The sequence below is a fragment of the Microbulbifer sediminum genome (assembly GCF_021729035.1).
In the GTDB taxonomy this organism is placed as follows: domain Bacteria; phylum Pseudomonadota; class Gammaproteobacteria; order Pseudomonadales; family Cellvibrionaceae; genus Microbulbifer; species Microbulbifer sediminum.
Map to the genome: position 1 here is coordinate 159841 of NZ_JAJSAP010000003.1, position 23613 is coordinate 183453.

The following is a 23613-nucleotide window of genomic DNA, read 5'->3' on the forward strand; positions in this document are numbered from 1 at the left end:
ACCCACCCCGCTGACAGTGCGCCATTTCCCTCGAAAGTACCCGATTACCCCGCACGGGCCAAGTTGGGGTAACATGCCGCCCGATTCGCACCCTGAGCCAAGGAGCTACCCATGCCCCTGTCCAATATCGCCAACTTGTTTGGCCGCTCCCCGATCAAGCCGATCAAGGAGCATATGGCCAAGGCCCACGAGGCCTCGGCAGACCTGGTTCCCTTCTTCGAGGCCCTGATGAAGGGTGACCTCGCCGAGGCGGAGGAAGTCCAGAAGCGCATCTCCGCCAGTGAGAACCAGGCAGACGACATCAAGCGCGACCTGCGGCTGCACCTGCCGGACAGCCTGTTTATGCCGGTGTCCCGCTCAGACCTGCTGGAGCTGCTGCACGCCCAGGACGAGGTGGCCAATACCGCCCAGGACATCGCCGGGCTGGCTATCGGTCGCAAGATGCAGATACCCGCACCGCTGCAGGTACAGATGAAAACCTTCGTCGACAGCGCCGTCGCCACCTCGGCCCAGGCCCTGCGGGCTATCAACGAACTCGACGAACTGCTGGAGAGCGGCTTTGCCGGTCGCGAAGTGGATATCGCCCAGCGCATGACCGAGGAGCTGGATGACCTGGAGCGCAAGTCCGACAAGCTCGAAGTGGAAATTCGCGCCGCACTGTTCGATATCGAAAAAGACCTGCCACCGGTGGACGTGATCTTCCTGTATCGCGTGATCGAGTGGATTGGCGACCTGGCCGACAAGTCCCACAGCGTGGGTAATCGCCTGCAATTGCTGTTGGCACGTTAAGGGGGAAGCACCGTGGAAGTTATCAGTCAATACGGCACCATCCTGCTGATTCTCGCCTGCGTCTTCGGGTTCTTCATGGCCTGGGGCGTGGGCGCCAATGACGTGGCCAACGCCATGGGCACGTCCGTGGGCTCGCGCGCCCTGACCATCAAACAGGCGATCCTGATCGCCATGGTCTTCGAATTTGCCGGCGCCTACCTGGCCGGCGGCGAGGTCACCTCGACCATCCGCAAGGGCATCATCGATTCGGAGATTTTCGCCAGCCAGCCCGAGTTGCTGGTCTACGGCATGCTCTCGGCACTGCTGGCCGCAGGCACCTGGCTGCTGATCGCCAGTATCCTCGGCTGGCCCGTTTCCACTACCCACTCGATTGTGGGGGCCATCGTCGGCTTCTCCGCTGTGGGCATTTCCGTGGACGCGGTGGCCTGGGGCAAGGTCGGCAGTATCGTCGCCAGCTGGGTAGTGTCGCCCGTGCTCGCCGGCACCATCTCATTCCTGCTGTTCCGCAGTGTGCAGCGACTGATCCTCCATACCGAGGACCCCTTCGGAAACGCCAAGCGCTATATCCCCATCTACATGTTCGCCGTGGGCTGGATGATCGCCATGGTCACCCTGACCAAGGGCCTGAAGCATGTATTCAAGGACCTCAATATCGAGCTGAACTTCCTGCAGGACGCCGGCATCGCCGCCCTCGTCGGCCTGCTGGTCATGGGCATCGGTGTGTTGATGCTGAAGCGCATCAAGCGCGACCCGGAGCGCGAGCGTGAGAACCGCTTCGCCAACGTGGAGCGTGTGTTTGCCATCCTGATGGTCTTTACCGCCTGCGCCATGGCGTTTGCCCACGGCTCCAACGATGTGGCCAACGCGGTCGGTCCGCTGGCGGCGGTGGTCAACACCGTGCAGATGGGCGCGGTGACTGCCAAGGCCACCATGCCCTCCTGGATCCTGCTGCTGGGTGGCGCCGGTATCGTGGTGGGCCTCGCCACCTACGGCTTTAAGGTGATGGCCACCATCGGCCGCAAGATCACCGAGCTGACCCCGAGCCGCGGCTTTGCTGCCGAGCTGGGCGCGGCTGCGACAGTGGTGCTAGCCTCCGGCACCGGCCTGCCGATTTCCACCACCCATACCCTGGTCGGTGCGGTACTGGGTGTGGGCCTGGCGCGGGGTATCGGTGCGCTGAACCTGCGCATGATCACCACCATCGCCGCCTCCTGGGTAGTCACCCTGCCCGCCGGCGCCGGTATCGCCATCCTGTTTTTCTTCTTCTTCAAGGGCGTATTCGGCTAGCCACAGCGGCAGCAAAACGGTACAAAAGGGGAGCCGGGCAACCGGCTCCTTTTTTTGTGCCCGCTCATCACCCGTGATCACTCAGTCGAGAAGGAATTTCGATGCAACTCCCTATCTACCAGGCGGATGCCTTCACCTCGCAATTGTTCGGCGGCAACCCGGCGGCACTGGTGCCGCTGCAGCAGTGGCTGGCCGACGACGTGCTGCAGGCCATCGCCGCAGAAAACAACCTCGCGGAGACCGCTTTTACCGTACCCAGCGGACGTGGCTACGAGTTGCGCTGGTTTACCCCGGCCGTGGAGGTGCCCCTGTGCGGCCACGCCACCCTCGCCAGCGCCCACCTGCTGTGGACCGAGCTGGGCTGCCTTGAGGAGGAGATCCACTTCTTCACCCGCAGTGGCGAACTGCGCGTACGGCGCGAGGGGGAGTTGATCGCGATGGATTTTCCCGCCCAGGGCACCCGGCCGGAGGAAGTGCAGCCGGTATATACCGAGGCTTTCGGCACCAGCCCCCTGCGCGCCGCGAGCGAGACCCGGGAGGGCGGCAAGCTGGTGCTGGAGTTTGCCAGTGCCGAGCAGGTAGCCACCCTGTCTCCGGACTTCTCCCGGGTGATCCCGTTATCCGCGGACGGGGTCATCTGCACCGCCCCGGGAGAGCCACTCGGCTGCGATTTCGCCAGTCGCTTTTTTGCGCCCGGGATCGGTATCGACGAGGACCCGGTGACGGGCTCGGCGCACACGGTCCTCACCCCCTACTGGGCAGAACGGCTGGACCGGACCCGGTTCCGCGCACTGCAGCTGTCGTCCCGCGGGGGCGAGCTGGAGTGCGAGCTGAAGGGGGACCGGGTGCTGTTACGGGGCACGGCAGTGACCTACCTGCGCGGCCAGATTAGCCTGTAACCGACTTCAGGCCAGCTCGCCCAGCGGGGAGGCAATACTTTCGGGGGGACGGGTGAACCATGCCGGCCCGTCCTCTGTCATGTACAGGCAGTCCTCGAGGCGCACACCGAATTCCCCGGGCAGGTACAGTCCCGGCTCATTGGAAAAGCACATTCCCGGTGCCAGCGGCGTGGATTCCCCGCGCACGAAATTGATCGGCTCATGGCCTTCCATGCCGATGCCGTGCCCGGTGCGGTGGGAGAGCCCCGGCAGGCGGTAATCGGGGCCGAAGCCGCTCTTGCGGTAAAAATCGCGCACCGCGTCATCCACCCGCCCGGCCGGCTCGCCGGGCTTGGCGGCTGCGAGTGCCACGTCCTGGCCTTCGCGCACCAGCTGCCAGATACGCCGCTGTTCCCTGCCTGGCTCGCCGTAGACGAAAGTGCGGGAGATATCCGACTGGTAGCCCTCGACGCTGCAACCGCAGTCCATGAGCACGATCTGCCCCTCGCGGATCTGCTGGGGCTGGTCGGTACCATGGGGATAGGCACTGGCCTCGCCAAACAGCGCCATGGTCCAGGCATCGGCGCCACCGTAGGCGGCCTGCGCCTTACGCATCAGGCGATTGACATCGGCCGGGGTCATGCCCGGTTCCAGCTGCCGATACACCTGGCCATAGGCTGCGAGAGTGACTTCGTTGGCCTTTTTCATCAGGGCCAGCTCCGCGGGGCTCTTGATCATGCGACAGCCGCGCGTCACCGGGTCGGCACTGACCAGGGTGAAACCCGGCGCAGCCGCACGGATACCATCGGCCACAAACCAGCGCACCGAGCCCTCCATGCCGATGCGGCCGGACTTCAGCTTGCGATCCCTGAGGAAGCCGGCCACCTGTGCAAAGGGGTTCTCGTGCTCGTGCCATGTGCGCACGTCCTCACCGAAAGTCATGGATTCCCGAACCGACGGCTCTTCGAAAAACGGCGTGACCACACCGATCTCGCCATCGCGGGGAATGATCACGCAGGTGAGCCGCTCCGAACGCCACCAGCGAATGCCGGTGAAATAGCGCATGGCCGCACCCGGTTCCAGGATTACCGCATCGATTTTGAACTTGCCCATCAGCTCCTGGGCCCGCGCTATCCTGGCGCGGCGCTCGGCGACGGTGATCGGCTGGATATCACTGGTCAGGGGTTCAATGTTGTCTTTCGGTGAACTGGCCGCGGGTTGGCTGGCCGCATGCAGCGGCAGGGTCGGCGCCACCGCGAGCAGTGCTGCGGATTTCAATAACTGGCGTTTTGTCGGCATGGAGATTTTCCCTGACAGAGTCGGCGACCGGGCTCTGACGGCTGCATTTACTGTACTGCCAGTACAGCCTGGTCGCCCTTGAGATCAGGAAAGCACTTTATCCGTTTTCGGCCCTAAAAAACATTGGAGCGGCCATTGCGGAATCATATCCGGCAACCGCGCTACCAGTAGTGGTAGTGCAGCTGCTCATTCTTGTGGGGGCCGTGGATCTGCCAGATCAACTCCAGCTGGCCCCTCCGCAGCAGCAGCTGCGCAGTATAGGTGTCCGCGCCACACAGGTGTGGCCGCACTTCGCGGAAACCATGCTCAGTGACCGGTTGCAACTCGAACAACAGCACTGGCTCACTGCGGCGGAGGTGCTCCAGCCGCAGGGAGCCGGGCAAGCGCGTCCAGCGATAACAGTTCTGCATATCCAGTTCACGGCCGTCGCTGCTGGTAAAAAGGGCCTGCTCGCGAAACAATATCCGGCTATCGTCGCGTTCCGCAGCCACACTGCCCCGCGCATGGCCGCGCCAGTCGGTCGCCGAGCCCGGACCATTGCTGGCGGTGAAGCTGAATTCGGATATTTTGGCCAGGCGCTCCCACAGGCTGTCGATGGCCCGGGACGCTCCGTTATTTACTGACAAGATTCACCTTTCAATAACAATGCTATTTACCCGGTCGATGCCATGCCACTGTTGATTATCGTCACCCTGCTCTGGGCCTTCTCCTTCAGCCTGATCGGCGTTTACCTGGCCGGGTCCGTGGACAGCTATTTTGCCGTATTCACCCGCGTGTTGCTGGCCGCGCTGCTGTTCCTGCCGCTGCTGCGCTGGCGTGCCTGCAGCCCCCGCACGGCCCTGGCACTGATGGCCATCGGTGCTGTACAGCTGGGCATCATGTACCTGTTTTACTACCAGTCCTTCCTGCTGCTCAGCGTACCGGAAGTGCTGCTATTCACCATCTTCACGCCTGTGTACATCGCCCTGCTGTACGACCTGCTGGAGCGGCGCTTCTCCCCCTGGAACCTGCTGGTTGCCCTGCTCGCCGTGGCTGGGGCCGCGGTGATCCGCTGGGGCAGGCCACAGGGGGAATTCTGGTTGGGTTTCCTGGTGGTCCAGGGCGCGAATATCTGCTTTGCCCTGGGGCAGGTGGCCTACAAGCAGTTTATGCAACACCGGCCGACCCTGCCGGGCCGGCAGGTCTTCGCCTGGTTTTACCTGGGTGCCCTGCTGGTGGTAACCGCAGCCTGGCTGGTACTGGGGGAGCCCGACTACCCTCGGACCGGCCTGCAGTGGGGCATCCTGTTGTGGCTGGGGCTGGTGGCCTCGGGGCTGGGCTACTTCCTATGGAACAAGGGGGCGACGCAGGTGGCCGCCGGCACACTGGCCGCCATGAATAATGCCCTGATCCCGGCAGGCCTGCTGGTGAATCTGTTAATCTGGAACCGTGAAGCGGATCTCCCGCGGCTGGCACTGGGCGGCAGCATCATCGTCGGCGCGGTCGCACTCAACGAGTGGCGGCAGCGGCGCAGCGGGCCGCCGGTGCCGGCGGGCTAGCGCCCAAACACATTCAGGAGCAGGGTTATGGACAACGCAGTACCGAATCTCAGGCAGCAACTGCAACAGCTGGTGGCCATCCCGAGTGTCAGCGCCACCGACCCGAAGCTGGATATGGGCAACCGCGCGGTAGTGGAACTGCTGGGGGAATGGCTGGAGGCCCTTGGCTTTGCGGTGGAGCTGATGCCGCTGCCGGGCCAGCCCCACAAGGCCAACATGATCGCCACCCTCAGCAGCGGGGGCCCTGCCGATGGCGGGCTGGTACTGGCGGGCCATACCGACACGGTCCCCTACGATGAGGGCCGCTGGCAGTCGGATCCGTTCAAGCTGGAAGAGCGGGACAACCGCTGGTACGGGCTCGGCAGCACCGATATGAAGGGCTTTTTCCCGCTGGCCATCGAAGCGGCCCGGGCCATTGCCGGCAAGCCCCTGAAGCAGCCGCTGACTATCCTCGCAACGGCCGACGAGGAGACCTCAATGGCCGGCGCCCGCGCGCTGGTTGAAGCCGGGCGGCCACGGGCACGCTTTGCCGTAGTGGGCGAGCCTACCGGGCTCAAGCCGGTACGCATGCACAAGGGCATGATGATGGAGGCCGTGCGGATCACCGGGCAGGCGGGGCACTCCTCAGACCCGTCACTGGGTGCCAGCGCCCTGGAGGCCATGCACGGCGCGATCGGCGAACTGCTGTCGCTGCGATCGGAATGGCAACAGCGCTACAACAATCCCGGCTTCGCCGTCCCGGTGCCCACCATGAACCTGGGCTGCATCCACGGCGGCGATAACCCCAACCGCATCTGCGGCTTTACCGAGCTGCAATTCGATATTCGTCCCCTGCCCGGCATGGCACTGGATGACCTACGCGGTGAATTACAGCGACGCCTGGCCTGGTCAGTTCATGGAGAGCGGCTCCACCTGGACTATGGCCCCCTGTTTGCCGGCGTGGAGGCTTTTGAACAACCGGACACATCGGAACTGGTGGCGGCGGCGGAGAAGCTCACCGGCCACAGCGCCGGGAGCGTGGCCTTTGCCACCGAGGCGCCGTTTTTCCGCGAAATGGGCATGGACACGATCGTGCTGGGCCCGGGCGATATCGACCAGGCCCACCAGCCGGATGAGTACCTGGGCCTGGACCGTATCGAACCGATGCTGGATGTGCTGCGCGGGCTGATCGCCAGGTTCTGCCTGTGATTAACCGCCCGGAATTGCGGTATATTGCGCCTGAATCCCGGGAATACACGGAAGTCTGCTCGTGAGTGCCAACAACGCCTCTCTCAACTGGTTTCGCCACGCCGCGCCCTATATCAACGACCTGCGCGAGCGCACCCTGGTAATCGCCATTCCCGGGGACGCGCTGGAGCACGGCAACTTCCGCAACCTGGTACACGACCTGGCACTGCTGGCTAGCCTCGGCATCCGGCTGGTGGTGGTCCACGGCGCCCGACCCCAGATCAGCCGTGCGCTGGCCGAGCGTGGCATCGACAACCAGTTCCACGGTCACGCCCGGGTGACCGACCGGGACACCCTGGAGGTGATCAAGGCCGCAGTGGGCAAGCTGCGCTTCGATATCGAGGCGGCCTTCAGCCAGGGCCTGCCGGATTCCCCCATGGCACGCTCATCCCTTAAAGTGATTTCCGGCAATCTGGTCACAGCGCGCCCGATCGGCGTGCTCGACGGCGTCGACCTGCGCTGGACCGGGCAGGTACGGCGCATGGAGGTCAACACCATCAAGCGTGCGCTGGACCAGGGCGCGCTGGTGCTCCTGTCCCCGCTGGGCACCTCACTGACCGGAGAACTGTTCAACCTTAATTTCCTCGACCTGGCGGCGGAGGCTGCGCGCGCGCTGCAGGCGGAGAAGCTGGTACTGTTTCGCGAGGAACCGCAGCTGCTCGTCGATGGCGAGCCGGTGCGCGAGCTCAGCATCCTGCAGGCGGAACAGTCGGTGGCGCAGGCCGACAGCGAATCCCTCCGCTGCGCCATCAGCGCCTGCAATGCCGGCACACCGCGTACCCACCTGCTCAGCTATGCCGACGACGGCGCACTGATACAGGAGCTGTTCCGGCGTGAGGGTACCGGGACCATGATTTATCGCGACAGTTACGAAGTCATCCGCCGTGCGCGCATCACCGATGTGGGCGGCATCCTCGGCCTGATCCGGCCACTGGAAAAGCAGGGCATCCTGGTGCGACGCTCGCGGGAGAAACTGGAGGGGGAGATCGACCACTTTACCCTGGTGGAGGTAGACGGCACGGCGGTGGCCTGTGCCGCGCTCTACCCGATCCAGGATGACGATGGCAACACGGTGGCGGCAGAGCTGGCCTGCGTGGCCATCCACCCGGAGTTTCGCGGCGGTGGGCGCGGCGCGAAGTTACTGCACCACCTGGAACGCCAGGCCCGAACCCTGGGGATACAGGAACTGTATGTACTCACGACCCAGGCGGAGCACTGGTTCATCGAGCAGGGCTTCGGCCAGGTAGCAGTGGGTGACCTGCCCGCGGCCAGGCAGTCCCTGTACAACATCCAGCGTAATTCACGTGTACTGCGCAAGGTGCTCACCGAGCAATAACCTCAGCCCGGAGCCGCACAAGCGGAAACAACCATCCTAAAACATGCCGAAGGGAGCAGGAGACGGGGAAAACCATCCCGAATCAGGCTGTTTTTTGTTAAGCTGTCGCTCCATTACCCGCAGTACAGCCGGATCCTGATATATGCCAGATTACCGTTCCCGCACCACAACCGCCGGTCGCAATATGGCCGGTGCCCGGGCCCTGTGGCGTGCCACGGGCATGAAGGACGATGATTTCCAGAAACCGATTATCGCAGTGGCGAACTCCTTCACCCAGTTCGTGCCCGGCCATGTGCACCTGAAAGACATGGGTCAGCTGGTGGCGCGCGAAATCGAGCGTGCCGGCGGTGTGGCCAAGGAATTCAATACCATCGCTGTGGACGACGGTATCGCCATGGGCCATGACGGCATGCTCTACAGCCTGCCGAGCCGGGAGATCATTGCCGACTCGGTGGAATATATGGTGAATGCCCATTGTGCCGACGCGCTGGTGTGTATCTCCAACTGCGACAAGATCACCCCCGGCATGCTGATGGCAGCCATGCGGCTGAACATTCCGGTGATCTTTGTTTCCGGCGGGCCGATGGAGGCCGGCAAAACCAAACTGGCCGAACACAAGCTGGACCTGGTAGACGCGATGGTAATCGCCGCCACCGACGATGCCAGCGATGAGCAGGTGGCAGAATATGAGCGCTCCGCCTGCCCCACCTGCGGTTCCTGTTCCGGCATGTTCACGGCGAACTCCATGAACTGCCTGACGGAGGCCCTGGGCCTGTCACTGCCGGGGAATGGCACCCTGCTGGCCACCCATGCGGACCGGGAGGCGTTATTCCTGCGTGCCGGGCGCGAAATCGTGTCCCTCGCCAAGCGCTATTACGAACAGGACGATCCCCGGGCCCTGCCCCGCAGGATTGCCAACCGGGCGGCATTCGAGAATGCCATGGCGCTGGATATTGCCATGGGCGGGTCCACCAATACCATCCTGCACCTGCTGGCTGCGGCCCAGGAGGGCGAGGTGGACTTCAACCTGCAGGACATTGACCGCCTGTCGCGCAAGATCCCCCAACTGTGCAAGGTGGCGCCCAACACGCAGAAGTACCATATCGAGGACGTACACCGGGCGGGCGGGGTCATGGCCATCCTGGGCGAGCTGGAATCCGCCGGGCTGATTGATGCAACGCAGCCCACCGTGCACACCAACTCCATGCGCGAGGCACTGGACCTCTGGGATATCCGCCGTACCGACGACCCGGAGGTCCATAAGTTTTTCCGCGCCGGCCCAGCGGGTATTCCCACCCAGACCGCCTTCAGCCAGGACTGCCGCTGGAACAACCTGGATGGCGACCGCACCCATGGCTGCATCCGCTCGGTCGAGAGCGCCTATTCTGCCGAGGGTGGGCTGGCGGTGCTGTTCGGCAACCTGGCTCCCAACGGCTGCGTGGTAAAGACCTCCGGGGTCGAAGAGTCCCTGTGGCAATTCGAGGGGCCGGCCCATATCGTCGAGAGCCAGGAAGCTGCCGTGGCGGATATCCTCGAGGGCCGGGTAACCGAAGGCAAGGCGGTGATCGTGCGCTACGAGGGCCCCAAGGGCGGACCCGGCATGCAGGAGATGCTGTATCCCACCAGTTACCTGAAATCCAGGGGGCTGGGCGAGTCCTGCGCGCTGATCACCGACGGACGCTTTTCCGGTGGCACCTCGGGACTGTCGATCGGCCATGTTTCACCGGAAGCCGCAGCCGGCGGCAACATCGCGCTGGTCCGGGATGGTGACCCCATCCGGATTGATATCCCGGCACGGACAATCGAGATCGGTATCAGCGGAGAGGAGCTCCAGCGGCGGCGCCAGGCCATGCAGTCCAGGGGTGGGGATGCGTGGAAGCCCGCAGAGCAACGACCGCGCAAGGTAAGCCGGGCCCTGAAAGCCTATGCCCTGCTGGCCACCAGCGCCGATCGCGGGGCGGTACGGGAGATCGACTAGGGCCCGGGGCCTGCACGCACCGGCAGGGGACGGATTCCCTGCCGGCACTTTCCCCTATGAGATAATCGCCGCTATTCCGCCAACCGGAAAGAAATCCGGTTACGCACACCGTAACGCCGCACCGGCACACCGTCGTCCATCTGTGGCTGGTATTTGAACCTGCTGACCGCACTGAGGGCCGCGCGGTCGAACACCCGTGTCTCCTGCCCCGCGCTGTCGTACCCAGCCACAACCCGCGGCTCGACGACACTGCCGGTCTCACTGATGGTGAACTCCACCACCACATAGCCCTCCATTCCGCGCCGCAGCGCCACCGGGGGATAACGGGGAGCCGGCTTGAAGACCGGTACCGGGTCACGACTGACCGCAACCGGGTTCCTGTGCTCCGCAGTGGGCCCCGGCGGCCTAATCACGGTGGTTATCCTGGAGGGGTCCACCTGGCGATCCACGGTGGTCACTTTTGGCTGCTCCGGTACAGCTCCCGGTCGCTCCGGTGCCGGGTCGAGAAAGACGGTGGGTTTGGTCTCCGGGATATGGATCGGTTTGACCTTTATCGGCGGGGGCCCCACAGGCTCTTCGAAGTCGGTGGCAACCAGGCGGCTCATCACCAACAAGAGCAGCAATGTCATTAGCGCGGCGGCACCCACACTGCGGACAGGCGCCCGGGAACCGGGCAAGCCAAGTGTGAAAGCGGGGGTTGTGACTGAACAAGCTCTATCCATAACACCACTCCTTATTATTCTGGTGTCGATCTGGGCCGGCGGTCCGGCCGGGTATGGAAAAGCTGATCAGCTATGTACACTTATAGCGTATCTGGTCACAAATGCAAACAATTCTTAATCACGCCGGCATTGATTTCTGGCAGACATAAAAAAAGCCGCACATTGCTGTGCGGCTTTTCCAGCGGTAGGACAGGGGCAAATCAGATTGCCAGCTGTTCCTCACGCTTTTTCTCCTTCTCGACGAAATCCATCCACTGTTCAGCGAACTTCTTGGAACGGTCGTCTTTCGTGGCCTTCTTGAACTGCTCCAGCGCTTCGTCGTACTGCTTCAGGTTGGCGTTGGCCATCCCCAGTACGATGTAGAGCTGGTCCGGACGCTTGATGTCGCCTTTCGCCAGGGCCCGCTTGCCCATGGTGATGGCTTTCTCATTCTTGTCCAGGTCCAGGTAGATACCGGCCAGGCGAGAATAGAGGTCACCTTTGTCGGACAGCTTGGCCGCCCCTTCCAGCTCAGGAATCGACTTCTGCAGCTCCTGTGCCATCTGGTAGGCCTGCGCCAGGGTTTCCAGGTTCTTGGAAGTGCGCTCGATCTTCTTCTCGTCGATACCCTTCTTGATCACCTTGGCACCTTTGTAAGGCATCTCGTGACCCATAAAGAGATAAGCCATATTCAACAGCTCTTTCTCTTTCTGCAGGGCACCTGCGATGTAGGCCGCCTCCATCATATGGAGCTGGTCTTTCTCGCGCTTGAGCTCACCGTACATGCCTGCCAGCTGCTTGTAGTAATCAGCTTTCGGGTAGTGCTTAACGAGCTTCTCCAGGATGCTGGTGACCTTCTTGTAGTCGTTTTTCTCGAAGTAGAGGAAACGCTGCAGGCTCAGCCAGTTTTCCTTCGGGACCTTGCCCTCTTTTTCATACATGGATACCGCACGGTTGATATCCTGCAGGGCCTTGGCCTCATTACCCATCTGGTAGAACACCTGACCACGCAGGGCGTAGTCATCCGCGCCGACTTTATCAGAGGCGGCGAACCACTTGTTCAGGTAGTTCAGGGCGTTCTGGTAATCCTCGGAAACGAAGTACAGCTGGGCGATGGTCTTGAGTGTGTTCAGCTCGACGCCCACCGGAATGTTTTGCACTCCCTGGGCCAGCACTTTCTTGTAAGCGTTAATCGCATCGCGATAACGCTCCATGCTGTAGTACACGAAACCGTAGAAGTAGTACATCTGCGCGACTTCGTACGCGTTGTACTTATCCTTGCCGGCTTCCATGTCGCGCAGCGCCCCCAGGGCAGCATTCCAGTTCTGTGCGTCGGCAGCTTCCTGTACCTTACCCAGCTTCTTGAACACGTTTTCCCGCATCGCCGGGACCTTGCGCGTCTTCTGATCGCTCTGCGCTTCGGCCTGCGCAAAGGGCGCGGATACGCCGACTGCGTCAAGCACGGTAACGCTCACCGCGGGTGCCATTACCAGGGGCAGCGCCACGGACGTGCGCAAGACGAACTTGGACAAACCTTTCGTCATGGTCGTCAACTTCATAGTGCTTCCCCTCAGTTCTCGGCCATGTTAAAGCTGATCTTGGTGCGCACTCCGGGCACCTCGATCGGCTCACCATCGACCACGCGCGGCTTGTACTTGTACTTCAGCGCAGACTTCACCGCAGCGCGGTTGAAGATGGTGGTGGCGTTACCGTCTGCCGTGAAGGCTTCAACCACTCGCGCATCTCGTACAGAACCGTTCTTGGTCACGGTGTACTCGACGATTGCGTAGCCCTCAATGCCACGCTGCAATGCACGGCGCGGGTACTGGGGAGCAACCTTCACGATCGGCAGGTAGTCACCCTCACTGGCAAAGCCGCCGATACCGCCAACTTTCAGGTCTGCACTCGTACTCGGCGCGGACATGTTGAGGGCGTTATCCATGTTGGGATCATCGAACTCAGGCTCCGGCATATCCGGCGGCGGGGTTTCCGGCTCGTCGGGCTTGTCCGGTTTACTGGTGTCGTACTTGGTTTCGATCTTCCTTTCCGGCATCACGACGTCAGCAACCTTCAACTGCTCCTCCTCTTCGGGAGTGCCCAGGTTTGCCTCAATCAGCGCATGCATGGTGAAGATCAGGCCAAAGGTGGTGGCTACTGCCAGTGCACCCGCCCCTAATAATCTTACCGGGTTCATAAGCTGTTAACTCTTTTCTGTCGCGACCGAAACTTTCTCAATACCGATTTTCCTGGCCGCATCGGCAATCAGGGCAACCTTCTCGATACTGGCTTTCTTATCAGGCTGAATCACCAACCAACCCTTGGGGTTCTCCGCGTAGAGTCGCTCGAGGGTGACCTTCACCATGCGATCATCTACTTCTTCCTTGGCAATCCAGATTTCGTCATTTTCATTGATCGCAACCAGAATAGAGGCGGCTTTGAGTTCAGCGGTTGTCGCTTCCGGCTTGACCACTTCTTCACCCGGCTCCTTGATAAAGGTCGCGGTGACGATAAAGAAGATCAGCATGATGAACACCACGTCCAGCATGGGCGTGAGGTCAATCGTGCCCTGTTCTTCTTGGGCCGTATTTTGTTTTCTGCTCATAGCAACTCTCTCAGCGAACTTCCTCAACAGGGCCCCGCAGGGACCCCGCGAGAGTTTCTGGCTTGGCTAAACCTTCATAGCAAATAAGCGCACACATTGGCCTGCTCACTGCTATATGTGGTGCCTTAGTGATCCATCGTCAGATGGTCTTCCAGCAGCTGGGTTTCGCGCTCCGCCTTACGGGTGAGATAGGTGTTGGCGAATACTCCTGACAGGGCAGTTACCATGCCTGCCATTGTCGGGATTGTCGCCATGGATACACCACTCGCCATCTGCTTGGCGTCGCCGCCACCGGTGATCGCAAGAACCTCGAACACGTTGATCATGCCCCAGACCGTACCCAGCAGCCCGAACAGGGGCGCCAGGGATACACAGGCCTGGATCATATCCATGTTGCTCTTGATCTTCTCGGATACCCGGGAAATCAGCGCTTCGCGGATGCGATGGGCATTCCAGGACTTGCGCTCGGCGCGCCCCTCCCACTGGTCCATCGCAGCCTGCACATCTCCCTTCAAGCTTTTGTTGAAGAAGAAGATGCGCTCGAAGATCAGCGTCCACATAAAGAAGGTCAGGCCGGCGATCAGAAACAGTACTGGCCCGCCCGACGCCATAAAGGCGTTGACGGCGGCCCATGCGTCATACAATGCGTGCATGTTGCCGCCTCCTCTTATTTACGCTCGGCGTTTTCAGCAACGATACCGGCGCTCTGCTCATCCAGGATGTGCAGGATACGCTGGGCGCGGCCGTTAACGACGGTGTGCATCAGCACGGTCGGGATCGCCACACACAGACCCAGTACGGTAGTTACCAGGGCGGAGGAGATACCACCGGCCATGGCTTTCGGGTCACCGGCACCGAAGATGGTGATCGCCTGGAAGGTGATGATCATACCGGTCACGGTACCCAGCAGACCCAGCAGCGGGGCAACCATGGCGATGATCTTCAGCAGGTTCAGGCCGGACTCAATGGCCGGACGCTCTTTCAGCACCGCTTCTTCCATCTTGAGCTCGAGGGTCTCACCGTCGATACCCTTGTTTTCGTCGGCCACGGCCAGAACACGACCCAGCGGGTTGTTGGTGTTCGGGGTGGAGTCGCGCAGCTGGGCGTTAACCTTGGAGTTCACACCAGACAGCACGATCAGGCGCCAGATGGCCAGCAGCATGGCAAATACACCAACGGCAGTGATGATGTAACCAACCAGCTTGCCCTGGTGCCAGCGCTCAACGATGTCCGGGCTGTTGATCATGGCCTTCAGGTAGGAGCCGCCGGTCGGGCCAGTCGGGTCAACACCGAATGCGGTGAAGCCGGAGGTGGCTGACTGCAGGTTTTCCGCCATGGACAGGTACTCGCCGTCGGGCTGGCGAATCAGCTCGGCCATCTTCTGGGCGTCGTTCATCTCCAGGTACTTGCCGTTGGAAACCAGGTTGAAGTTACCTACACGGACAACTTCCTGCTCGACCTGCTCACCGTCGGGCTTGATCACGGTATCGGTGAACTTGACCACCTTGCCGGACTCGACAGTCTCACGCTGCAGCTCAAACCACAGGCGCTCGATTTCCTCGATAGTCGGCAGTTTGGTCTGGGAGTTCATTTTCTCGATCAGCTGATCCAGGAACTCGCCACGGCCCGGGTACTGCGCAGAAACGATAGAGGTTTCCAGGGTGGCGCGCAGGTCGCCGGCGGTGGAGGTCATGTGACCGAACAGTTCTTTCAGGGAGCCCATACGCTCTTCCAGCTGCTCGCGCTTCTGCTGGACCTGCAGCTCCTGCTCCTGGTATTTGGCTTCCAGGCGTGCGGAACGCTCTTCCTCGGCGGTACGGGTGTTCTTGGCCTGGGTCAGCAGGGCCTGCTGGTTGGCCTTCTGGCGACGGAACTGGGCTTCGCGCTGCTTGTGCTCCTTGGACTCCGCGATCTTGGAGTTGCGGACCATCTGCAGCAGCTCGTCCAGAGAGGACGCCTTTTCCTGGGCAACGGCGGAAGCGCTGATCAGGCCGGCCGCTGCTACTGCAATTACGCGTTTGGCGATAGAGGTTTTCATTGCGCTGCCTCCGGAGCCGCAATCGGCATGGTCATGATGTCAGTGGTAGCCTGCTTCTTGGCGATCTTCAGGCCCTGCATGATGGCACGACGGTAGTCGCCGGCATCGATCTCAACCCAGCCCTTCTGCTCTTTGTCGTAAGCCAGGGAAATCTTGGAGTCGGTAGTCTGCGCCACCAGGGCGATACGACCGATCTGCAGGACATTAACTTCGCGGTCCTGGCCGTTCACGTTCAGGGTGGTGCCGTAAGCATCGATACCACGCGCGTACTCGGCTTCGAAGTTATACAGTTCCAGCACCTGGCGGAATTTCTCCGCGACAGTGATATCGGAACGGTCCATGTTGTTCTTAACGCCTTCAAGGTTGGCCAGGCGCTCTTCCAGCTTGAACGGGGCGTCAAGCTTGATGAACTGCTCCAGGGCGTCGAGCATGCGCAGGATCAGCGGCTGGATCTGGCGCTCGATAACGGTAACGTTCTCAATGGACTCTTCCAGGTCCTTGATCACGGCCAGCTGGTTGGCCAGCTGCTTTTCCAACTGACGGTTGTAGACACGCAGACCGTCAATTTCCTTGTTCACTACCTTGAAATCCTGCAGCAGGCTGCTGGTTTCTTCGGCAATCTTGTCAATGCGCTTCTGTGAAGCCTGAGCCGCAGTGGTTTTCTGCTGGCCGACGGCGAGCACATTGTCGAGTGTATCCGCAGTGGCTACGCTGCCGTAGAGCGCGCCGGCAGACAGCGCAGTGGTCAGCGCCACAGCCATGAATCGCTTGGTTTTCATTAGACCCCCCAGTGGGTTCAATATTTCACAACATGGTCGCGATGAGTTAGCTGCCACAACGCGGTAGTTTTAGGCTTGAAGACAGCTAAGAGCCGCACATTGTAAACAGCCGAATTGATTATTCAAATGCCGTTTAACAGTATCGACCCGCATGTGTAGCACGGTAACAAACAGGTAACACCTGCGAGTCGTGTGCACTCATTTGCGGCGGCAAGTCCAATGTACGAGTAACTGAAAATTACCAGATTGGTTGCTTTTTGCGCAACCCGTGCTTATTTTGACCTGTCGTACCGGACTAAGCAGTAGTTGTATTCGTCCTTGTCCGACGCCGGGTAGCACTCGCGGAAAGACTCGACCCAGCAGTCACCAAGTTCCGGAAAAAACGCGTCTCCGGAGACCTCAGCATCCACTTCGGTCAGGTACAAACGGTGCGCCAGGGGCAGCGCCTGCCGATAGATCTCGGCCCCGCCGATCACCATGATCTCGCCGGCTGTCGCGGCCTCGGCAGACCTCCGCGCCCTTTCCAGCGCCTCTTCCAGTGAAGCGACGCGGATTACCCCATCCGCGCGCCACTGCGGGTTGCGCGAGATAACAATGTTGTCGCGACCGGGGAGCGGACGCCCGATCGACTCGTAGGTTTTCCGTCCCATCACCACGGGCTTCCCCAGAGTGGTGCGCTTGAAATACTGCAGGTCCCCGGAGATCCGCCACGGCAAGCGGTTGCCCATGCCGATGGCGCCGTTACGGGCCACGGCGGCAATCAGTGCTACTTGCATCTCCATCAGACCGCCACCGGTGCCGGGATATGCGGGTGCGCCTCGTAGCCACGCAATTCGAAGTCCTCAAAGCGGAAGGCGAACAGGTCGGTCACCTCCGGATTGAGGTGCATCTGCGGCGGCGGCAGCGGCTTGCGGGACAGCTGCTCCTCCACCTGCTCCATGTGGTTGGAATAGAGGTGGGCATCTCCCAGGGTATGGATAAACTCGCCCGGCTCCAGGCCACAGACCTGGGCAATCATCAGCGTCAGCAGGCTGTAGGAGGCGATATTAAATGGCACGCCCAGAAAAATATCGGCACTGCGCTGGTAGAGCTGGCAGGACAACTTGCCGTCTGCCACATAGAACTGGAACAGCGCGTGACAGGGCGCCAGGGCCATCCGCCCGGCGGCGGCATTGTCCGACGGCGATACCCCCTCGTCCGGAAGGTCGGCGGGGTTCCAGGCACTGACCAGCAGGCGCCGGGAGTCCGGGCGGCTGCGCAGCTGCTCCAGCAGCTGCTCGATCTGGTCGATATGGCGGCCGTCGGCAGCGGGCCAGGAGCGCCACTGGTGACCGTAAACCGGCCCCAGGTCCCCCTCCGGCGTCGCCCACTCATCCCAGATCCGCACGCCGTTTTCCTTCAGGTAGGCGATGTTGGTATCGCCCTTCAGAAACCACAGCAGCTCATGGATGATCGAGCGCAGGTGGCACTTCTTGGTGGTCACCAGCGGAAAGCCGGCAGCCAGGTCAAACCGCATCTGGTAGCCGAACACGCTCAGCGTGCCGGTACCGGTGCGATCATCCTTGCGGGTGCCGTGATCGCGCACATGGCGCATCAACTCTAGGTATTGCTTCATTTATTACACCTATTAAACAGCGCGGCCTGTCAGGCACCGCCCTTGGCCTGCGAGGTGGGCTTTACCGAGCCCTGCTCTCCAGCCCGCGGCTGGGTGCGGTAACTCCATACCAGGATGGCGATCCCCGCGATGATCATGGGCAGGCTCAGCAGTTGCCCCCGGGTCATCCAGCCAAACAGGTCGAACCCGATGTGGCCGTCCGGTTCCCGGACGAATTCCACGAGGAAACGGAAGATCCCGTAAAAAAGAAGGAAGACTCCACCCACGGCCAGGCGCGGGCGAGGCTTGCGGGAAAACCACCACAGGATCGCGAACAGCACCAGGCCCTCTAGGAACGCCTGGTACAACTGCGAAGGGTGCCGGGCAAGCTGCTCGGGGTCCCGCGGAAAGACCATTCCCCAGGGACCGTCGGTCGGGCGACCCCAGAGCTCCTGGCCGATAAAGTTGCCGATTCGCCCCAACCCCAGGCCAATCGGCACCAGCGGGGCGACAAAGTCGATCAGGTCGATAAAGGTGGTGCCGATCCTGCGGGCATAGATGGTCGTAGCGAGCATCACCCCGATGAGCCCGCCATGGAAGCTCATGCCCCCTTCCCAGACGCGCAGGATCGACAACGGCTCCTCCAGCAACTGCGGGAAGTTATAAAAGAACATGTACCCGAGACGGCCGCCCACAACCACACCGATGGCGCAGTAGAGGATCAGGTCTTCCACCTCTGACTTGACCAGCGGCGTCCAGGGTTTGCCGGCGCGGCGCAGCGCCAGCCACCAGGCAGCGACAAAGCCGGCCAGGTACATGAGTCCGTACCAGTGCACCTTGAGGGGCCCGATGGCCACGGCCACCGGGTCGAGTTCGGGGTAAGTCAGCATGGGTAAATCGGCTCAGTTGGCAAAGCGGGTATTATGGGCGTAAACGCGCCCGCTGCCAAAAGGTCGCCCCGACCCGGCCGTCGCGGTGTTTTTGAGGAACCGGTAATAAGGAAGAGGGAGATCCCGCGCCATGTGCCTGCTGCTGTTTGCCTACCGAACCCACCCCCACTACCCCCTGCTGCTGGCCGCGAACCGAGACGAGTTCTTCGCCCGCCCCGCGGCACCCGCGGATCACTGGGGCCAGTCGGGCGTGATTGCCGGTCGCGACCTGGAGGCCGGCGGCACCTGGGCCGGCGCCGCAGCCGGGCGCGTGGCGGCGGTGACCAACATCCGTGAACCCCAGGTGCCCTCGCCCGCAGCCCCCCTCTCCCGGGGGCAGATACCGCGGGACTTCCTGCTGGGAAACGAAACCCCGCGGACTTTCGCCGGGCAGCTGCAGGCGCAGCGCTACCGGGGCTATAACGCCCTGCTGTTCCAGCTGGGCGAGGATCCGGAGCTGGTCTGCGCCGGCAACCGGCATCCGGCCTTCGCCTTTTCCCCGGGGGTACACGGAATCTCCAACGGTGCCCCCGATGCGCCCTGGCCCAAGGTGGTGAAAGGCAGGGAAAAGCTTGCGCAACTGGCAGCCGGTCTTGGCCGGGATCTCGGGCGGCGCAATTTCGTCGAGCCGGCCCTGGCGCTGCTCGCCGACCGGGAGCCGGCCCCCTTCGAAGAGCTCCCTGACACAGGCGTCGGCGAGGCCCTGGAGCGCGCCCTGTCACCAGTATTCGTGCGTATCGGGGACGGCGAGATCACCATCCCCCGCGACGGTGCCGACAGCCTCACCGATGTCTACGGCACACGCGCAAGTACATTGATGGCGGTGGACCGGGACGGGGTTACCCAGCTCTGGGAGCAGACATTCGGCGAGGACGGTGAGGCGGGCATGCTCCGGCACTTCACCCTGCTGCCAGGCTGAGCAGGCCCCCGGGCACGAGCGGACGCAGGATCCCCCGGCTGCCACCACGCCCGCCCCCGGTTCCGTGCAAAGATCGACCAGCCAGTCCCAAATAGCGCTGTCACATAAGGTGAAATGAAGGGCGCGCCAAGCAAATCCCCGATTTGTTGCCATACTTAATTTCACGGGTTGGCCAATGTTGATATACGCGCAACAGCGCGGCATCGCCGACCCATAAAAAGGAACGTCGCGCGGGACGCAAGACAAAGGCGGGCCGTCGATAAGTCACTATCGACGAACAACAGGACGCGCTCGCCGCAGGTTGGGAAGGTATGAACGATCTGGCGCCCGCGTCTCCACGTGACAGACCACCGGGCCCTGCAGCATCGCTGAGGTACCATGTCGTATTTCAACCCTGAGCACCGCACACGCAAGTCTGTACTGCCGCTATTACTGCTTGGCAGCCTGTGCCTTATCGCCCTCTATTACGCCTTTACCGCGAACCAGAAAACGGTACCGGTCCTGCCGGAAAACGCCGTGCGACCCCACCTGATTCGCTGGCTGGTTGAAAACCCCGACTCCTGGCCGGCCCAGGATCCCATCTTCAATCCCGCAGCCGTGCGCCGGATCTATGAGCGCACCGACTACCGGCTGCTCTGGTTCGACAATTACAGCCTCAGCGACACTGCCAATGACCTGCTCAAGCAGCTCACTGCGTCCAGCTCCGGCAACCCCAGCAGCATGGTGGATTACCGCTATCACCTGGGCTATTTCGACCGCACCCTGCGCGACACTCCCCAGCGTCTGCAGATGGCCGCCGTGCTCGACGTACTGTTAACTGACGCCTTTGTCTCATTTGCCCAGGATACGCAGCTGGACAAGATGAAACCCCGCACCCGCCGGCAGCGCGACATCACCCCGGTGAACCACAGCGAGGGAGGTTTCGTGCTGGTAGGCTATATGTCCGCGCGGCAGGGTAGTGCCACTGACAGCGGCCGCAAGTACTTCCGCGGCTATGACCGCGGCGCAGAAGTCCGCCGCAGCAGCGGTATCGACCGCTATCGCCACTACACCCGCAGCCGCAATATCGACCGCTCGCGCCACTACTCCTACCCCCGACAGGGCGACAGCCGCGCCCGTGGTTCCAGCTCGCGCTTTTCCGCCGGCGGCCTGCCGCCGCGCAGTGGCCAGCGCGAGTACCAGAACAGCAACGGCCAGCCAAACGTCGGTCGCGTACCGGACAACAGCGAAGGCCCCTACATCGAGGAAAACATACCCTACGGCGGAGGCGAGCAGGCCCTGCGCGAACAGCTCGCGCTCTACCGCAGCATCGCTGCCAGCGGGCGCTGGCGCCCGATTCCGGCAGGCCCCGCCATGACCATCGGCGCCAGGCACCCCCATGTCGCCCACCTGCGCAACCTGCTTTCCCTGTACGGGGATTACCGCAGCTATCCCGGCGAGGCCAACAGCAATCAGTTTGACCGGCGCCTGCACGAGGCAGTGCTGCGCTTCCAGCGTCGCCACGGCCTCAAGGCGGACGGAATCGTCGGTCGCGAGACCCGCAAGCGCCTCAACCTGTCCCCGACTGCCCGGGCGCATATCATCGAGAAAAACATTCGCCGCCGGCGGGAGCTGCCGGCAACGCTCGGTGACCGGTTTATCCAGGTCAACGTGCCCGCTTATGAACTCTACTATGTGGAGGATGACCGCATCCGCCTCTCCATGAACGTGGTGGTGGGTAAGAAGAAACATGCCACCCCGGAAATCAGGACCCGCGTCAGCCGGGTGGTCTTCAATCCCACCTGGACTGTGCCCCGGAGTATCCTCGTCAACGAGATCCTGCCCAAGGCCCGCGCCAACCCCCAGGGCATGGAGAACATGGGATACCGGGTGGTCAGCGGCAGCGGCGAGCACCTGCCCCTGACATCCAAGAACCTGTCCGCCGCGGGTGCTGGCTCCTACCTGATGCGCCAACTGGGCGGTGAGGACAATATCCTCGGCCGGGTAAAGTTCGAAATCCCCAATACAGATGATATCTACCTGCACGACACCCGCGCGCGGAGCCTCTTTTCCCTGACCGAGCGGGACTACAGCCACGGCTGTATCCGGCTGGAGAAGCCACGCCACCTGGCCGAGGCGCTCCTGCGGCCACAGGGCGACTGGGACCAGTGGCGCATCAACCAGCTCACCACCGGCGACGAAACCACCGAGGTGAATATGAAGCAAAACGTGAAGGTCTATGTGACTTACTGGACTGCCTGGGTCGACGGCCAGGGCCTGCTGCACTTCCGGCCGGATATCTACGGCAAGGACGGGCTGGCAGCCAACCGCTTCTGACCCTCCGGGCCCGGCGGAAAGCCCGCCGGGCCGTACATATGCCTTTTTGAGCGGAGCCGGCCCCGGCGCATTCCCCATAGGTATTGGTTCGGACCCCTACATTAATTATCACTGTGAGCACGGCGTTCAGTCCGCCTGACCGTTTCTGTCTCACAGGGGTAAGTCATGGGTGCCGACAATCCGCTCCGTTCCCGCACGTTTCCGCCAGTCCGCTACTGCAGTGCCCTGGCGCTCGCAATCGCAGTCAGTCTCACTGCGCCAATCCCTCTGCTGGCCAGCAACGGGGATACCCCCGCGGCCACTGCCGTCGACAACCTGTTCGACCCGTTTTCCCCTTACGGTCGGCAGCATGCGCTGCTGCGCGAAGAGCTTGAGCGTTACCGTGCCCTGGCCAGCGGTGACCACTGGCAACCAATGGACGAGGGCCCGGCACTGGCGCCCGGCTCCCGCGACCCGAGGGTTACGCAGCTGCGGAGCCTGCTGATGCAGTACGGTGACTACGCACTCGAAGACCACGACGCTCCCGCCCACGCACCGGACGAGTATGACCCGCGCCTGCAGCAGGCGACACGGCGCTTCCAGCGTCGCCACGGACTTCCGGACAACGGGCTGGTGGACGACGCCACCCGCAGCCACCTGAATGTCGCCCCGGCCCGGCGGATCGAGACACTGACCGCCAACCTGGTGCGCCTGCGGCAGCTGCCACGGGAACTGGGACCGCGTTTTATCCTGGTGAATATCCCGGATTACAGCCTGCGCCTGATGGATGATGACCGGGAGGTGTTCCGCATGCGGGTGGTGGTGGGCAAACCCAAGCACGCCACGCCGCAGCTGGCGACGCGCATGACCCGGGTGATCTTCAACCCGGTGTGGCGCGTGCCCCAGAACATCGCCGTACGCGAGCTGCTGCCGAAAGGCAGCGCCAACCTCACCGCCAACGGCTACCGGCTGGTCAACCACCGAGGCCGGGCCGTGCCCTTTACCCGCGGCAATATCGCTGCCATCCGGCGGGGCAAGGTCATGCTGCACCAGAAAGGTGGGCCCGGGAATGCCCTGGGCCGGGTCAAGTTTGTCATCCCCAATCGGGAAGCCATTTTCCTGCACGATACCAACAGCAAGCACCTGTTCAAGAAAACTGAGCGCGCCTTCAGCCACGGCTGTATCCGCCTGGAAAAGCCCTTGGAATTCGCCCGCCTGATGCTGGCGGAACAGAACAACTGGGGAGACCGGAGGATCGAGCACTACCTGAACACCAGTCGCACGCGCGGAGTGCCGCTGGAGCAGCCACTGCCGGTATATATCGCCTACTGGACGGCCTGGGTCGATGAGGAAGGGCTGCTGCAGTTCCGCCGCGATATCTATGAGCGGGACCCGGAGGACGCCGCCCGGGCGGCTGAGTAAGC

At 62.3% G+C, this 23613-nt stretch carries 22 protein-coding genes; 10 read left to right on the forward strand and 12 right to left on the reverse strand.

Annotated elements, in window-relative coordinates; genetic code table 11:
* Positions 1 to 111 precede the first annotated feature (111 nt).
* The 3 genes from LVD11_RS05795 (at position 112) to LVD11_RS05805 (ending at position 2975) form a co-directional block, all read left to right on the forward strand.
* A complete protein-coding gene (locus LVD11_RS05795; RefSeq protein WP_237057213.1) occupies positions 112 to 789 on the forward strand; it encodes a TIGR00153 family protein in 678 nt (225 codons plus the stop codon).
* Between the two features lie 12 nt (positions 790 to 801).
* A complete protein-coding gene (locus LVD11_RS05800) occupies positions 802 to 2076 on the forward strand; it encodes an inorganic phosphate transporter (RefSeq protein ID WP_237057214.1) in 1275 nt (424 codons plus the stop codon).
* 101 nt (positions 2077 to 2177) lie between these two features.
* Positions 2178 to 2975, forward strand: coding sequence for a PhzF family phenazine biosynthesis protein (locus LVD11_RS05805; protein WP_237057215.1), 798 nt, complete (start codon positions 2178 to 2180; stop codon positions 2973 to 2975).
* A gap of 6 nt (positions 2976 to 2981) precedes the next feature.
* Here LVD11_RS05805 and LVD11_RS05810 read toward each other — a convergent pair whose 3' ends face one another.
* Both LVD11_RS05810 and LVD11_RS05815 read right to left on the reverse strand, forming a co-directional pair.
* Positions 2982 to 4253, reverse strand: coding sequence for a M24 family metallopeptidase (locus LVD11_RS05810; protein ID WP_237057216.1), 1272 nt, complete (start codon positions 4251 to 4253; stop codon positions 2982 to 2984).
* Between the two features lie 161 nt (positions 4254 to 4414).
* Positions 4415 to 4879 (reverse strand): DUF6314 family protein, encoded by a 465-nt coding sequence (locus LVD11_RS05815; protein ID WP_237057217.1) that lies wholly within the window; start codon positions 4877 to 4879, stop codon positions 4415 to 4417.
* A gap of 42 nt (positions 4880 to 4921) precedes the next feature.
* On the opposite strand from LVD11_RS05815, the gene LVD11_RS05820 reads away from it, so the two are divergent.
* The 4 genes from LVD11_RS05820 (at position 4922) to ilvD (ending at position 10332) form a co-directional block, all read left to right on the forward strand.
* Entirely contained in the window at positions 4922 to 5791 is an 870-nt protein-coding gene (locus LVD11_RS05820) for a carboxylate/amino acid/amine transporter (protein WP_237057218.1), read from the forward strand.
* Between the two features lie 27 nt (positions 5792 to 5818).
* On the forward strand, positions 5819 to 6979 hold the full coding sequence (gene argE, locus LVD11_RS05825) for an acetylornithine deacetylase (RefSeq protein ID WP_237057219.1): 1161 nt from the start codon (positions 5819 to 5821) through the stop codon (positions 6977 to 6979).
* Between the two features lie 61 nt (positions 6980 to 7040).
* On the forward strand, positions 7041 to 8354 hold the full coding sequence (gene argA / locus LVD11_RS05830; protein WP_237057220.1) for an amino-acid N-acetyltransferase: 1314 nt from the start codon (positions 7041 to 7043) through the stop codon (positions 8352 to 8354).
* Positions 8355 to 8496: 142 nt separating this feature from the next.
* On the forward strand, positions 8497 to 10332 hold the full coding sequence (ilvD, locus tag LVD11_RS05835) for a dihydroxy-acid dehydratase (RefSeq protein ID WP_237057221.1): 1836 nt from the start codon (positions 8497 to 8499) through the stop codon (positions 10330 to 10332).
* A 71-nt stretch (positions 10333 to 10403) separates the two neighbouring features.
* Here ilvD and LVD11_RS05840 read toward each other — a convergent pair whose 3' ends face one another.
* The 10 genes from LVD11_RS05840 to lgt all read right to left on the reverse strand — a co-directional run bounded on the left by LVD11_RS05840 (position 10404) and on the right by lgt (position 18936).
* Positions 10404 to 10961 carry an energy transducer TonB gene (locus LVD11_RS05840; RefSeq protein ID WP_237057222.1) on the reverse strand — a complete coding sequence of 186 codons (558 nt, stop codon included), beginning with the start codon at positions 10959 to 10961 and terminating at the stop codon, positions 10404 to 10406.
* A 293-nt stretch (positions 10962 to 11254) separates the two neighbouring features.
* Positions 11255 to 12592, reverse strand: a complete 1338-nt coding sequence (locus LVD11_RS05845; RefSeq protein ID WP_237057223.1) for a tetratricopeptide repeat protein — start codon at positions 12590 to 12592, stop codon at positions 11255 to 11257.
* A gap of 11 nt (positions 12593 to 12603) precedes the next feature.
* Positions 12604 to 13227, reverse strand: a complete 624-nt coding sequence (locus LVD11_RS05850) for an energy transducer TonB (protein WP_237057224.1) — start codon at positions 13225 to 13227, stop codon at positions 12604 to 12606.
* A gap of 6 nt (positions 13228 to 13233) precedes the next feature.
* Positions 13234 to 13635 carry an ExbD/TolR family protein gene (locus LVD11_RS05855; RefSeq protein WP_237057225.1) on the reverse strand — a complete coding sequence of 134 codons (402 nt, stop codon included), beginning with the start codon at positions 13633 to 13635 and terminating at the stop codon, positions 13234 to 13236.
* Between the two features lie 125 nt (positions 13636 to 13760).
* Complete coding sequence (locus LVD11_RS05860; RefSeq protein ID WP_233006551.1) at positions 13761 to 14288, reverse strand: MotA/TolQ/ExbB proton channel family protein; 528 nt, start codon at positions 14286 to 14288, stop codon at positions 13761 to 13763.
* A gap of 14 nt (positions 14289 to 14302) precedes the next feature.
* Positions 14303 to 15673: a MotA/TolQ/ExbB proton channel family protein gene (locus LVD11_RS05865; RefSeq protein ID WP_237057226.1), complete on the reverse strand. Its 1371-nt coding sequence runs from the start codon at positions 15671 to 15673 to the stop codon at positions 14303 to 14305.
* Positions 15670 to 16452: a DUF3450 domain-containing protein gene (locus tag LVD11_RS05870; protein ID WP_237057227.1), complete on the reverse strand. Its 783-nt coding sequence runs from the start codon at positions 16450 to 16452 to the stop codon at positions 15670 to 15672. The genes LVD11_RS05865 and LVD11_RS05870 overlap by 4 nt, the downstream gene beginning before the upstream one ends.
* Before the next feature lie 272 nt (positions 16453 to 16724).
* The gene (folA, locus tag LVD11_RS05875) at positions 16725 to 17234 is read right to left on the reverse strand and encodes a type 3 dihydrofolate reductase (RefSeq protein ID WP_237057228.1); all 510 of its coding nucleotides are present in this window, start codon (positions 17232 to 17234) and stop codon (positions 16725 to 16727) included.
* Positions 17234 to 18067, reverse strand: coding sequence for a thymidylate synthase (locus tag LVD11_RS05880; RefSeq protein WP_237057229.1), 834 nt, complete (start codon positions 18065 to 18067; stop codon positions 17234 to 17236). Before LVD11_RS05880 ends, folA begins: the two co-directional genes overlap by 1 nt.
* 29 nt (positions 18068 to 18096) lie before the next feature.
* On the reverse strand, positions 18097 to 18936 hold the full coding sequence (gene lgt / locus LVD11_RS05885) for a prolipoprotein diacylglyceryl transferase (RefSeq protein WP_237057230.1): 840 nt from the start codon (positions 18934 to 18936) through the stop codon (positions 18097 to 18099).
* Between the two features lie 130 nt (positions 18937 to 19066).
* On the opposite strand from lgt, the gene LVD11_RS05890 reads away from it, so the two are divergent.
* The 3 genes from LVD11_RS05890 (at position 19067) to LVD11_RS05900 (ending at position 23611) form a co-directional block, all read left to right on the forward strand.
* A complete protein-coding gene (locus LVD11_RS05890) occupies positions 19067 to 19894 on the forward strand; it encodes an NRDE family protein (RefSeq protein ID WP_237057231.1) in 828 nt (275 codons plus the stop codon).
* Between the two features lie 378 nt (positions 19895 to 20272).
* The gene (locus LVD11_RS05895) at positions 20273 to 22210 is read left to right on the forward strand and encodes a L,D-transpeptidase family protein (protein WP_237057232.1); all 1938 of its coding nucleotides are present in this window, start codon (positions 20273 to 20275) and stop codon (positions 22208 to 22210) included.
* Positions 22211 to 22375: 165 nt separating this feature from the next.
* Positions 22376 to 23611 (forward strand): L,D-transpeptidase family protein, encoded by a 1236-nt coding sequence (locus LVD11_RS05900; RefSeq protein ID WP_237057233.1) that lies wholly within the window; start codon positions 22376 to 22378, stop codon positions 23609 to 23611.
* The last annotated feature ends 2 nt before the right edge of the window (positions 23612 to 23613 follow it).